Raw genomic sequence first — 13,600 nt, 5'->3', positions numbered from 1 at the left:
AGTATGTGGAAAAGAACAGATAGCAAGATAAAAACAGCGATAGGACGCATGTTTCTCATATTTCTGCTTATTGTGCAACCGTTTGAAACGTATGCGGCAAATGCATCAGTAACATTCGGCTCACACTCATATGAACAGGAGAGAGGAGAGGAATTTCCTATCGGACTTTACCTGAGAGGGGAAGAAGCAATTAACCACTATCATATTGAAGTAAGTTATGATCCACTCCGAATGAAATACATTGATGGGGCAGACATGGTGGATGAGGAGACGGGACTGCTTACATTTGATGGGACAGGCTCTTCAGATGAAATTAAGTTCTGGCTTACGTTTCAAGTAATCAGTGGAGGAACAGCGCAAATAAAAGTTATGACGGCTTCTGCAACAACAGCAGATGATACAGATATGACTTTGACTACATTAGAAACTGCTGCACTTCAATTATCGGGTGAGAATACGGCAGCAGTAATAGAAGCCTCACAGGAATCGGAAACAATTGAGAATGAAGTACAAGCCATAGAAGAACAAACGAAAAATATTCCGGTAGCAACTGGGAATACGGAAATACAAGTGCTAGAGACAAATTCAAACGACAACGAGCTGCTTACGGAAAATCAACCAGGAAAGGCTAAATTGAGCATCGGATATATTATTGGTATTGCATGTGGAATGTCAGTGGCTGTCTGCTTTGGCTGTGTATTAATATTTTTTCTTATTTTTGGGAAAAAACAAATACAGAAAGAACAGGGAGACATGGAAATTCTGGATTTTAATGAATCGGATTCCACTGAGGAGCAGAAATGCATCTTTGAATATATTCCAAATGGTGGAACAGGTTCCATAATTACAAAGTACTTTCCAATTGATTGTAAAATCTTAGTTGAAAATTGTGAATTTGAGAGAGAAAATTATTATTTCTGCGGATGGAGTACGGATGCAGATGGCACAGGCAATACCTACAAACCAGGAGAAGAAATAGCTGAAAATTCTGTCAAACCGATAGCATTATATGCACAGTGGACAGAACAATTGGAATTAGATAACGTAGAATTAGGCGAGTTTATTAACACCAGTGAAGGTGTACAGATTAACTGGAAAGCTGTATTGAATGCAAAAACTTATCAGGTATATAGAAGAAAAAAAGATGAAAGATGGACTACTATAGCTAAAAATATTACAAATACTTCTTATATAGATAGAAATGCTCAAATTGGAGAAGAGTATTTTTATACGGTAAGGGCATTATGTGGGGATAAAATAAGTCCGTTATTTGAAAAAATCGTTTTATAAAATATGAAATACCTATACAAGATGGTCAAATAGAGGGAATAAGTTCATTTAATACAAAAGAGGCGGTAATAAGCGTAGAAGATGTATCTATGGTATTTAAAATTTCTACAAGTAATGCATCAGGAATAAAGGAATATTTTATTCAATGGTTAGAACACAGGGTTAGTTATAAAGATTTTTTTGCACTAAATAGTGTTAGTTTTAATGTGTTTCGAGGTGAAATTGTTGGTATTATTGGCACAAATGGTTCTGGAAAATCAACGCTTTTAAAAATAATTTCAGGAGCATTAAATCCAACATCTGGGCGAGTTATTGTTGATAGGAAGAAAATTCAACTACTTACGCTTGGAACTGGATTTGATATGGAACTTTCAGCTAAGGAAAATGTATATTTAAATGGTGCAATTATCGGATATTCCAGGGAATTTATAGATGAACATTATGACGAAATAGTGGAGTTTGCAGAATTAGGTGATTTTATGGACGAGAAGGTTAAGAACTTTTCAAGTGGTATGGTAAGCCGCCTTGGATTTGCTATTGCAACGGCTGGGGATGCTGCGGAAATTCTGATTCTCGATGAAGTCTTAAGCGTAGGAGATGAATTCTTCCGAAAAAAGAGTCTAAAGCGAGTCAAGGAGATGATACATGGTGGAAGTACAGTGCTTATGGTTAGCCATGCAATGAGTACTATTCTTGAAAATTGTACCAAAGCAATATGGATTGAAAAGGGCATATTAAAAATGATTGGAGATCCAAAGGTAATTTGTAATGTATATAGCTGTGACAGAGGAGATGAAAAATAAGATGTATTGGTTATACAATGTTTTGGTTAATAAGAAGTCTGGAATATCGTATCGTTATCATAAAGTACATGATGGTTCAACTGGTTTTTTAAAAATTATTTCATGGATTTATTTGTTATATTTAAATTTTGCTTATTATATTCTACATTTTCATTTTTTTGGAACAATGCCACAGATGGAAACATATGAAACAAAGGCATTGTCTATTAAAAGTGCTGAGACGCAGGATTATGCAAGAAAAAATTCGGACTTAATAGTTAAAAAATATATTGATAAATTGAAAAAATATGATGTTATTTCATTCGATGTATTTGATACTTTGATTTTTAGACCTATAAGTCAACCAACAGATATTTTTTATTTTATAGGTGAAAGAATGGAAATCAGTGATTTTAAAAATATTCGTATTTGGGCTGAAGGGGATGCGAGAGTTAAGTGTATGCAGAAAAATGGTCATATGGAGGTTACATTAGAAGATATATGGAAGAATTTAGCTGAAGATGTTGGGTGCTCGAAAGAAATAGGAATGAAAGTCGAACAAGAAATAGAGTTATCACTTTGTTATGCTAATCCATTTATGCTAGATGTATGGAAAGAATTAAAGAAAATGGGAAAGAAGATGATAGTTGTATCGGATATGTATTTATCAAGAGATATAATTAAAAAATTATTGAAAATGCTGGATTTATGGATTGTGAAAAAATATATGTTTCTTGTGAATATGGGAAAAATAAGGCTTCTGGTTCACTTTTTAAATTAGTGAAGAGCGAATATTATGGAAAAACGATTATTCATGTGGGTGATAATATTCATAGTGACAAGGAGATGGCAGAAAAAAATGGATTTGCAACTTGTGTTTATCCTAATGTAAATCATAATGTTAAATTGTATCGTCCTTTTGATATGTCATATTTGATAGGTAGTGCATACAGAGGCATTATAAGCAATTGTTTGTACAATGGAACAAGTGTTTATGGTATGGAATATGAATATGGATTTATTTATGGAGGATTATTTGTAGTTGGTTATTGTAATTTTATTCATGAATATTGTAAAAAAAATAATATCGGAAAAATACTTTTTTTGTCAAGAGATGGGGATATTTTAAAGCAAGCATATACGCGGCTATATCCAAATGATAATACGGCATACGTGTATTGGTCTCGGAAAGCAGCTACAAAATTGATGGCAATGGAGAATAAACATGACTACTTTAGAAGATTCATTTATCATAAAATAAATCAAAACTATACTATTCGGGAAATATTGCATTCGATGGAATTGGATTTTTTACTAGTGGAATTAGATGATTGGAAAGACATTTGGCTAACATGGATCAAGGAATTAGAGAAGAATAGTAAACAATTAGCTTTAAAACAGCTTGATGAGGAAAATATTAATAATGAAAAAAAAATAAAGAGAGTGAAAAAAATCAAACAAGACTTTTCACAACAAAAACTTTTAAGTCAAAGGAAGAGCAGTTTTATAGATTTAAAGCCTGATGATGAATTGACAGATAAGAATGGTTTCTTGTTAAGACGCTTTATAGAGGCAAAGTGGGAAAAAGTAAAAAAACATATGAATCTCAGACAAAAGCAGCTAAAATATATTATAATGAGGTGTTAAAAGACTGTACTAGCGCGGCTGCAGTTGATATAGGGTGGGCTGGCTCGGGAGCAATGGCGTTAAGATATTTAGTATCGAATACATGGAATATTCATTGCGATATTTATGGAATTGTTGCAGGAACCAACACAATACATAATGCTGAACCCGATGCATCGGAAGCTTATTTACAGAGTGGAAAGATGGTGTCATATCTTTACTCTCAAAGTCATAATAGAGATTTGTTGAAGATGCATAATCCAAGTAAAGATTATAACGTGTATTGGGAATTGCTTTTGGCATCTCCAACACCACAATTTATTGGATTTTATGATAGAAAAGTATGTAATGGAAAGTACTTGGAAAATTTGGATATAAGTCTCGTATTTGGAAAATATGATAAAAATCAGAAAGGAATTTTAGAAATTCAAAAAGGAATTCTTGACTTTTTGGATGAATATCAGAAACGTTTTAAAAAATATCCGTATATGTTTCGTATTAGTGGAAGGGATGCATACGCACCAATGATTGTGGCTGCAAGCCATAATGAAAGATATTTAAGGGCGATTGAAAAAAAGTTCGCATTAGATATAAATGTTAATTAAAATTCATATGAAACACATAATATTGCAATTGAAAGGAATATACAGAGATGGAAAATTTAATGTTATTAGATTGTACCTTAAGAGACGGAGGATATATAAATGATTGGAACTGGGGATATAAAAAGCAAAAGACATAATCAGCATGCTTGTTAAGGCCAATATAGATGTTGTAGAAGTAGGATTTTTGAGAGACATTGAAGTATATAATAAAAATATTACTGTATGCAACAAAATTGAGGAATTAAAAATGCTACTACCTGAGGATAGGAAGAATACAATTTTTTCTGCAATGGCAATGCGTAGTAATTATGATATTAAAAAATTAGCTTGTAGGGATAAACTGGGGATTGATATGATAAGAATTACAGCACACGATTATGATATAGAGGAGGGAATGGAATTTGCAAAACAAGTAAAAGATTTGGGATACTTGCTTAGTATTAATCCTATTAATGTAATGGGATATTCTGACGAACAGTTGCTTCATATTTTAGAAGAAGTTGAAAGAATACATCCGTATCAGTTTTCAATTGTAGATACCTTTGGAAGTATGAAAAGAAGAGATTTAGATAGAATAGTGAGTCTCGTAGATAATAATTTGTCTAAAGATATAAGGGTCGGTTTACATTTACATGAGAATATGGCTTTGAGTTTTAGCTTGGCACAAAGATTCGTAGATTGTCATCTGAATAGACCAATAACTGTTGATGGAAGTTTGCTGGGGATGGGAAGAATACCGGGAAATCTTCCTATTGAATTAATTGCAGATTATGTTAATGAATATGTAGATAATAGATATAATATAGATTTTTTGATGGATGCTATTCAAGACTACATTCAGCCAATAAAAGAGAAAAAAGAGTGGGGATATACACCAGCGTATTTTTTATCTGCAAAATACAATTTGCACAGAAATTATGCCGAATACTATATTGACAAGGGGGATTTGACGAATAGAGATATTAATCATATTCTTGCAAGAATAGATAAAGAAAAAACTACGGTATTTGATGCAAATTATGCTGAAGAACTATATAAACAGTATATCAATAATATTATTGATGATGCTCAAGCTAGGATGAATTTAAAAGAAAAATTACAAAACAAAAATGTGGTTGTTATTGCACCAGGAAAATCTGTCGAAAGGGAGAAGAAAAAAATAGAAAATTATATAAATGAGAAGAATGCAATAGTTATTAGCGTTAATTTCGTTTTGGATAATAAATGTGATTATGCCTTTTTTAGTAATGCACGAAGAATACAAAGAATCAATCATAAAGAAGGATATGAAGTTATTGGAACATCAAATTTAAACGACGACAAAATAGATTACACAATCAATCACAATGATATTTCAGGAGGATTTCAACAGGGGTGCAATAGTTTAATTTTATTACTTAATTTGTTATCACAATTAGGAGTTAAAGAAGTAGGATTAGCAGGTGCAGATGGATATAAAGCAAATCGGGAGAACTATTTTGATACAACAATGAAAAGTAAAGCAAAACATGATAGTGCGTTTAACCAAACTGTTGGGAAAGCATTCAATAAATTACCGATTCAAATTGAATTTATTACAGAATCGGCGTATCAATCGTTTTATAAGTGTAATGAAAAATAAAAGCAAAGAGGAGAAGTGAAATGAAAATAAAGAAAGAAATATATGATACACTCGTTAGAAAAGATAAAAATGTGCAGAAGGAATATGAAAGATATGTTCAGGAGCATATAATAGAACATTATGAAAATAGATTTAAACATTGGAAAATTCTTTGGAAATTAAATTGGCATTACCGGGTTGTAAAAAAAAGGAACCGTTATTATATTGGGACATGGATAATGGAACAGAACATAACAGTATTCCAATAATTGAAAAAAAGGAAAATTTATCTGTTAAAACAATTGAGCATGCTCCGGAGTTGAAAATCACAAAAATAATTAATGGTGGAACATATATAGAACTAAAGTGGGAGCCGTTAAAAGATGTGTTCTGCTATAATGTTTATTATTCTACAGATAAAGTAAAATACAAGTTTACATCCAAAGTAACAGATGCGTCATGCAGAATCGAAAAATTAGAATGTGATACGAGATATTTTATAAAAATAAAGTATAGTTATAATGGAAAAAATTATAAAGACAATCTATCTATAACAGATATAAAGACTAGAAAATTAAATGCATATGAAGAAATCTTTGGCACAAAGACAATATGTGTAAATACAGCAGAATCGGTTGATAAACCAATAATGTCAGCAATGAATATGGCAAAGGGATTAATGAAGTATGATGTGGTTTCATTTGATATATTTGACACGTTGATTTTAAGACCATTTGCCAAACCTTATGATTTATTTATTTTAGTAGGTCATAAATTAGATATCATGGATTTTTGCGAGCTTCGGATTAAGGCGGAAAATAAAGCAAGAGAATATGCAAAAATGACTCGAGGAAATTCTGAAGTCACAATATATGATATCTATAAAATTATCGAAAATGAAACGGGAGTTCCTATGAGTATAGGAATAAAAACAGAATTTCAGGTAGAACAGGATTTATGTTACGCAAATCCTTATATGCAGCGGGTGTATGAATTGGTAAAATATCAAGGTAAAAAAATAGTGATATGCTCCGACATGTATTATCCGAAAGAGATGATGGAACAATTATTAAACAAATGTGGATATTTTGGATATGAGGATGTTATAGTTTCTTGTGATTATAATTGTACAAAACGTAATGGTGGATTATATGGATTATTAAAAGAAAAATACGATAATTTAGTTCATATTGGAGATAATGAAATAAGTGATATACAGATGGCGGAAAAGGCTGGAATTGCAAATGTATATTATCCAAACGTGAACAAAAAAGGAAATAAGTATAGAGCTGAAAATATGTCTTATTTAGTTGGATCAGCATATAAGGGTATTGTGAATGCACATTTACATAATGGTACGAAAGAATATACGCCATATTATGAAATGGGATTTACTTATGCAGGATTATATGTATTCGGTTTTTGTCAATGGATACATAAAATTTTGATGGAACAAGGGATAAAAAAAGTCTTATTTTTAGCACGCGAAGGTGACATATATCAAAAGGTATTTGATTTATGCTACGATGATATTAAAACAGAATATGTATTGTGGTCAAGAGTACCAGTGGCAAAAACAATTGTAGAGAAAAATAGACATCCGTTTTTATTACAGTTAGTTCATCATAAGGCTAATGCAATTTACAAGTCTAAAATAACGACATTATTTGAAAGAATAGGAATAGGATTATTACTTCAGTATCTGCCAGAGTATCGAATTAATGAGGAAGAATATTTAACGCCTGATAATGAAAAGGTAATCGAACGGTTAATGATTGAACATTGGGATGAAATATGCCAATGCTATGAAAATGATAAAAATAGTGTTAAAGAGTATATAAAAACAGTTATTGGAAATGATAAAGAAGTTGCAGTAGTAGATGTAGGATGGTCAGGTAATAATGTGTTACAGATAAAGTATTTAGTTGAAAAAGAATTTAAATTTGATTGCAAAGTAAAATGTTTATTGGCAGCAACAAGAAATGTAAATGATACCTATATGGCGGGAATGATGCAGGATTCTCAAGTAGATACATACATTTTTTTCCAATATGTATAACAAATTTTTACATGATTTTTCATCAAGAAACCAATAATAAACTTAATTCATTTTTCTTTGAAATTATGACACAGTCAGCTACACCTACATTTCTGGGATTTGAAGAAGACAAATTTCTTTTTGATATTCCAGAAATTGAAAACTATCAGTATGATAAACAAATACATGCAGGAATTATTGATTTTGCAAAAATATATAAACATACATTTGAAAAATATCCATACATGTATAATATATCTGGACATGATGCATACATGCCATTTAGATTGATGGTAAGCGATTTATCATATATCAAAAAAATGGTTTTCTGACTTTGTGTTTGGAAGAGATTTGTGTGCTACACAGGAAAAAGCAATAATGGAAACTGTTGGTGAAGTAATTGAAAAGGCAGGACTATAGGAGGAAAAATGGTAGTATATCAGGCATTATCGGCATATCAAATATTAGAATGTATAGAACATAAGGAAGAATATCATTTGGGTGAGGAAGCGGTACTAATATTAGGAACATATATTGTTGAAAAGTATAGCAATTATAAACAAATTGAAACATATGGTTTCTTTGATAAAGTTTACTTATTTGAATTTGGAAATATTAGTGGAACAGAGGAACAGATTGTAGTTACTGTACAAAATCGTTTAAAAGAGCTTTTGCCATTTGAACTGTCAGAAGTTGATAAAATTTATATTGCTGGTATCCATACTTATTTAGGTGTATATCTAATAAAAAACAATATAAAATTTTCGATGTTTGAGGATGGAAGTGGAGCTTTAAGTAGACCTTGGATTTTAGCTGACATAACAAAAAAATCAAATTCTGATAGATATCAAATTATAAATAAATATGGATTATATAATCATACGTCCGATTTAATTGTCGAAAAATGGTGCAATGTAAAGTCACAATTAGCAGATTTTCAAGACCAAAAAGAAAAGAATTATGATGTTGTTGAGGGATTTAAGAAATTGTCGACAGAAAAAAAAGAACGATTACTTAGCTTTTTTGGGATTTATGATAAAATTGAAGTGAAAAAAAATAGTGTTTTGTTATTAACCCAGCAGTTTTCAAATCTGGGTCAACTATCTTTTGAGGAGCATATACGAATTTATCAGTCATTGTTTGATTTTTATTTGTCACAAAATGATGAAATAGTTATGAAATTACATCCAGATGATATTATGTATTATGAAAAATTATTTGACAATATTAATATTGTTAAATCGGTTTTTCCAGCAGAATTATTACCATTTGTGTTTTCAAATATGCCAAGAAAAGTAGTGACAATATCTTCTACAGGAATTAATTTGATTCGAGATCAATTTAAGGAATGCTTAGAATTTAATGCATTATACGAAAAGACATTTAAATTTGACCATATTTATTATATAATAGCTATATTATTAAAAATCATGAATGAAGTAAAGGTAGATTTCTATGGAATAAATATAGTACAGATGAAAAATATGCTGAGTGCAGTAGGTAAACATGATATCGAGTTACATTGTAGACAATTTAATGAAAGTAAATTCTCAGATATTTTATTGATTGATGATTTTGAAACTGATTATAGTTTAAATCAATTAAAGAAATTTGAAGAAGAATATAATACTGTGATTTATTTAAATTCGAAAAAAATGTTTACAATGTATGATGAGATAGATAGAAGTAGGTTCCTTGAAATGTATCCGTGGCAGATAAATATTACGAAATATGTGGAGTCAGATAATGGATTAGAAGATACTGAAGATATAGTGTGGATGAAAAGTAGTGAAGAAAGGTGGATTTGTATGACAGAAACATTTGAAATGAGTAAGAAATTAAAAAATATGGGGGCAGTACTTAATGCTAAAACGCCTCAGGAACATGAACTCGAAATTAAAAGATTAAAAGGATTGTTAGAGGCAACAGAAAGAAGATTACTTGATTATATTCAAAGAGAAAAAGAACTGACAGAGGAAATACAACGATTGAAAAATGGGGAGGAAGAATAAATATGCATGTAGTTGCTATTATTCCAGCAAGATATGGATCTACTAGATTGCCAGGAAAGCCATTGAAAATAATAGGAGATAAACCAATGATATGGTGGGTTCATAAGCGGTTAAAAAATATACAACGTGTAGATGATGTCTTTGTTGCAACAGATGATGCTAGAATAAAGGATATTTGTGATGATTATGGAATTAAAAATGTTATGACGAAAAGCACACATCAAACTGCTGCCAATAGACTACAAGAAGTTTCGAATACTGTTAAGGCAGATTTTTATTTACAAATTAATGGGGATGAACCATTAATAGATACAGGAGCTATCCAAGCAGCTATTCCAGAAAGCGTACCACAAGATATTGAATTTGGAACTAACATTATAACAAAAATACATAATCCAGCATTGGCACTAGATCCATCCAATATAAAGGTAACATTTGACAATGAAATGAATGCTTTGTATATGTCACGAACACCTATACCATATCCGTTTAAGAGTATAAATTTTGATTATTACAAACATGTGGGGATAATTGGTTATAACAAAAAAATGTTAGATTTTTTATGCAAATTCTGTCCCTGGAAGATTTGAAAAGATTGAAGGAATTGATACGATGCGATTTATTGACTATGGAAAAAAATTAAAGTTTATTTGTGTAGAAAATTGTGAGTCTTTATCTGTGGATACAGAACAGGATTTAGAAGAGGTAAGAAAACTGATACTAAAAACTGGTAATTAACAAGATGAATACTATTACTGTTTTTTCGCAAGAGTATTTATTAGACGTTGTGGATTATAGAAATTAAATTCATGATTTTTTGTGTATATTGTATGATGATTTCTACAGAAATAAGTGTATAAGATGTCGTGAAACGCGAATACGACAAGAACTTGACAAGCATTTCTGATAGAAATCAACATATAATTAGGCAATAAAGATGATTTTTGAATGTTTTGACTTTTGATACTTTTTATAGATTCATGATTTTGAATCAAAAGAGTATTCAATTTATTCAGATGCTTGGAGGAAAAAATGCAAATTACAAGGAAACACATTTTCAGAATTAATGATATGAATTTAATTACGGTTTTGAATGAGTGTATAATCGGTCATAAACGTAGAATGAAAAAAGTATGCTTGGAAGTACCAGCATTTTTGGGGGATGGATGTGTTATTGAGGCAAGGAATGTTGGTGCCTATTTTTCTGTTGGTAATAATTCAATTATTAAAAGAACAGCAAAAATTGGAAGATATACTACAATAGGGGCATTTTGTAATATAGGCGCGACGTCAGTAGAACATAATATATACTTTTCAAACAGTGTAGTTTTCCAAAAAGGTGAGCTTCCTTGGTGTGCTTTAAAAATAAAAATGGACGAGAATAATAAAATTGAAACAAAATTGCGAGAAGATATTGAGATTGGAAATGATGTTTGGATAGGTGATAATGTTATAGTTTTGGAAGGCTCCTTAATAGGGGATGGTTGTATTATATTACCGGGAACTGTTGTAAAGGGTAATGTTGAACCATATTCGATAGTAGAAGGAAATCCAGCCAAGGTTATAGGAAAAAGGTTTGATGAAGAAATAATAAGAAAAATGCAAGAGATTAAGTGGTGGGAGTACAGTGAAAAAAATTTGAATTTTATCCAAAAAAAATACCGATAATATTTTACAGATTTTTGATGAAATATTGAATATAAAAGATAAACAGAAATTTACACCGGTAAGATTAGAGTTTAACAGTGCGGTTAATGAAATTACTTTATGTGGAAAGGAAAATCTACTTTTATATAAAATTTAAAGTTTTTTATAATGTGAATTGAGGTGTCTAATATATTTGATTGAGCGTACTGATAAGATTAAGTTATGGAATTTTAGTGGGTAAGTATTATTCAAAAGATGTTATAGTATGAAGTCAGTAGTATTTCATCTTGGCATATGATAATGGTTAAAAATTCTCCTTTTGATATGTAACTATGTATTATGTCAAAAAGAGAATTTTCTTAATTTCCAAAAAATTACAGTTGCTTCTGTAGAATAAATGTTTTTATAGTTAGGCGTTTGGAACACTGTAACTTGTATATTAGGAGGAAGTAGTAATGATAATTACAAAAGGAATGACTTTTCCAGTAAATTCTGGTAAAAATGGTCTTATTATAAGAGGAACAGATGATATTATTGTAGATGCAGTTGGAGACATAAAATTTGAAACGCTTAGAGTGGAAACACCGGTTAGATGGGGAAGCGGAAGTAGTGTGCATTTGGGAGAGATGGGGGGATTTTCATATTTTTGTAATAATTCTTATATACGAAATGTAGAAAAAATAGGACGTTTTGTTTCAATCAGTTCTGATTTTATTGCTGGATTGCCGCAACACTCGTTGGAGTTAATTACTAGTAGCAGTTATATATTAAGTTATTCAAAAAAAAATTGGTATGCTCCATTTGTTCAAAATGATTGTTATAAAGATTGGATAGAAGCAAATATAGCATATTATAGAAAAAATGAAAGAAAGAAGAAAGGAATAATAATAGGAAATGATGTATGGATTGGACAAGGAGTAACAATAAGTGATGGAGTAACAATAGGTGATGGTGCTGTTATAGGAACAGGTGCAATTGTAACAAAGAATGTGGCACCATATAGTGTTGTAGCAGGTGTACCAGCGAGAGAGATAAGAAAACGGTTTTCCGATGATATAATTGAACAATTATTAGAATTAAGATGGTGGGAATATGGACCGGATATATTGTTAGGTTTGAATCAAGATATTAATATTGCTGTAAAAGAATTGAGAAAAAAAATATTTGCTGTTAAAGAAAATTGGCATCCTGATATCATTGAATTCTCACATGAAAATCAAGAAATATATAGAGTAATAGAAAACAAGAAAGAATTATTATACAAATTATAAAAACAATTACATGTGTGTGAAAAATAGGGGGAAAAGTGGAAATGTTACAAAAGAATAAAATACAACTTTTTATTATTGATGTAGATGGAACGATGACAGATGGAGGAATTTATTATGACGAAAATGGAAATGAACTAAAAAAATTTTGTACAAAAGATGCTGCCGGTTTTTTTTGCACTCCATGAGATGGGGGTGCAAATTATGGTATTGACAGGTAGAAAGTGTATGTCCACAGAGAGAAGGATGCAAGAATTGCATGTTGAATATTTGTTTCAAAATATAAAGGATAAAGCATCTTTTATTAAAAAATTTACTGCTGAAAAGAAAATTAATTTAAATTGTATAGCTTATATAGGTGATGACTTAAATGATTTACAAGCGATGAATATGGTTGGCTATGTTGCTTGTCCAGCAAATAGTTGCAAGGAAATAAAACAAATAGCAAATTATATTAGTGATGTTAATGGTGGAAATGGTGCTGTTAGGGATATTATAGAGCATTTATTAGAAGAGGAAGGAATTTGGGAAGACATAGTAAAAAAAATATATATAAGCGGAGTTTAGATTTTTATATTATGTAATAGCTCAATTTTTGATGAACTCAGCTTAAATTTTAAATTTGTTATACAAAGCAATTTGGTGATATGTCAAGCTAGAAAAGATTTTGATATGATTTAAGAAAAAAGATGACTTTGGTGCTAGAATATAAATAGTACAAGCCAAAATGAG

The 13,600-nt window shown here is 30.6% G+C and carries 13 protein-coding genes and 1 pseudogene; all 14 read left to right on the top strand.

Annotated elements, in window-relative coordinates:
• The first annotated feature begins 3 nt into the window (after positions 1–3).
• The 14 genes and pseudogenes from ROSEINA2194_RS15905 (at position 4) to ROSEINA2194_RS15845 (ending at position 13,435) form a co-directional block, all read left to right on the top strand.
• Positions 4–1,290, top strand: coding sequence for an InlB B-repeat-containing protein (locus ROSEINA2194_RS15905; protein ID WP_007889820.1), 1,287 nt, complete (start codon positions 4–6; stop codon positions 1,288–1,290).
• Positions 1,291–1,379: 89 nt separating this feature from the next.
• Positions 1,380–2,093, top strand: a complete 714-nt coding sequence (locus ROSEINA2194_RS15900; protein WP_007889819.1) for an ABC transporter ATP-binding protein — start codon at positions 1,380–1,382, stop codon at positions 2,091–2,093.
• A gap of 1 nt (position 2,094) precedes the next feature.
• Positions 2,095–2,853 carry a hypothetical protein gene (locus ROSEINA2194_RS19920; RefSeq protein ID WP_049887999.1) on the top strand — a complete coding sequence of 253 codons (759 nt, stop codon included), beginning with the start codon at positions 2,095–2,097 and terminating at the stop codon, positions 2,851–2,853.
• Complete coding sequence (locus ROSEINA2194_RS19915; RefSeq protein ID WP_172727150.1) at positions 2,781–3,719, top strand: hypothetical protein; 939 nt, start codon at positions 2,781–2,783, stop codon at positions 3,717–3,719. The genes ROSEINA2194_RS19920 and ROSEINA2194_RS19915 overlap by 73 nt, the downstream gene beginning before the upstream one ends.
• Entirely contained in the window at positions 3,650–4,303 is a 654-nt protein-coding gene (locus ROSEINA2194_RS15890; protein ID WP_044928546.1) for a hypothetical protein, read from the top strand. The genes ROSEINA2194_RS19915 and ROSEINA2194_RS15890 overlap by 70 nt, the downstream gene beginning before the upstream one ends.
• Before the next feature lie 142 nt (positions 4,304–4,445).
• Entirely contained in the window at positions 4,446–5,924 is a 1,479-nt protein-coding gene (locus ROSEINA2194_RS15885) for a hydroxymethylglutaryl-CoA lyase-like TIM-barrel protein (protein WP_007889811.1), read from the top strand.
• A 151-nt stretch (positions 5,925–6,075) separates the two neighbouring features.
• Positions 6,076–7,962 (top strand): HAD family hydrolase, encoded by a 1,887-nt coding sequence (locus ROSEINA2194_RS15875; protein ID WP_172727149.1) that lies wholly within the window; start codon positions 6,076–6,078, stop codon positions 7,960–7,962.
• 11 nt (positions 7,963–7,973) lie between these two features.
• Positions 7,974–8,273 (top strand): hypothetical protein, encoded by a 300-nt coding sequence (locus tag ROSEINA2194_RS15870; RefSeq protein WP_007889805.1) that lies wholly within the window; start codon positions 7,974–7,976, stop codon positions 8,271–8,273.
• 96 nt (positions 8,274–8,369) lie between these two features.
• On the top strand, positions 8,370–9,953 hold the full coding sequence (locus ROSEINA2194_RS15865) for a polysialyltransferase family glycosyltransferase (protein ID WP_007889803.1): 1,584 nt from the start codon (positions 8,370–8,372) through the stop codon (positions 9,951–9,953).
• A 2-nt stretch (positions 9,954–9,955) separates the two neighbouring features.
• A complete protein-coding gene (locus ROSEINA2194_RS15860; RefSeq protein WP_007889801.1) occupies positions 9,956–10,543 on the top strand; it encodes a cytidylyltransferase domain-containing protein in 588 nt (195 codons plus the stop codon).
• Between the two features lie 442 nt (positions 10,544–10,985).
• Positions 10,986–11,621, top strand: a complete 636-nt coding sequence (locus tag ROSEINA2194_RS19910; protein WP_007889800.1) for a CatB-related O-acetyltransferase — start codon at positions 10,986–10,988, stop codon at positions 11,619–11,621.
• Between the two features lie 863 nt (positions 11,622–12,484).
• Positions 12,485–12,688, top strand: a pseudogene (locus tag ROSEINA2194_RS23960) (CatB-related O-acetyltransferase); the annotation flags it as partial.
• Positions 12,689–12,912: 224 nt separating this feature from the next.
• Positions 12,913–13,056 (top strand): HAD family hydrolase, encoded by a 144-nt coding sequence (locus tag ROSEINA2194_RS22285; protein ID WP_007889798.1) that lies wholly within the window; start codon positions 12,913–12,915, stop codon positions 13,054–13,056.
• A 16-nt stretch (positions 13,057–13,072) separates the two neighbouring features.
• Positions 13,073–13,435, top strand: coding sequence for a KdsC family phosphatase (locus ROSEINA2194_RS15845; RefSeq protein WP_252832677.1), 363 nt, complete (start codon positions 13,073–13,075; stop codon positions 13,433–13,435).
• The last annotated feature ends 165 nt before the right edge of the window (positions 13,436–13,600 follow it).

Source organism: Roseburia inulinivorans DSM 16841 (genome assembly GCF_000174195.1).
GTDB classification, from domain to species: Bacteria; Bacillota; Clostridia; order Lachnospirales; family Lachnospiraceae; genus Roseburia; species Roseburia inulinivorans.
Note: the sequence above shows the minus strand (reverse complement) of the source record. Positions and strands in the feature narration are given on the sequence as shown.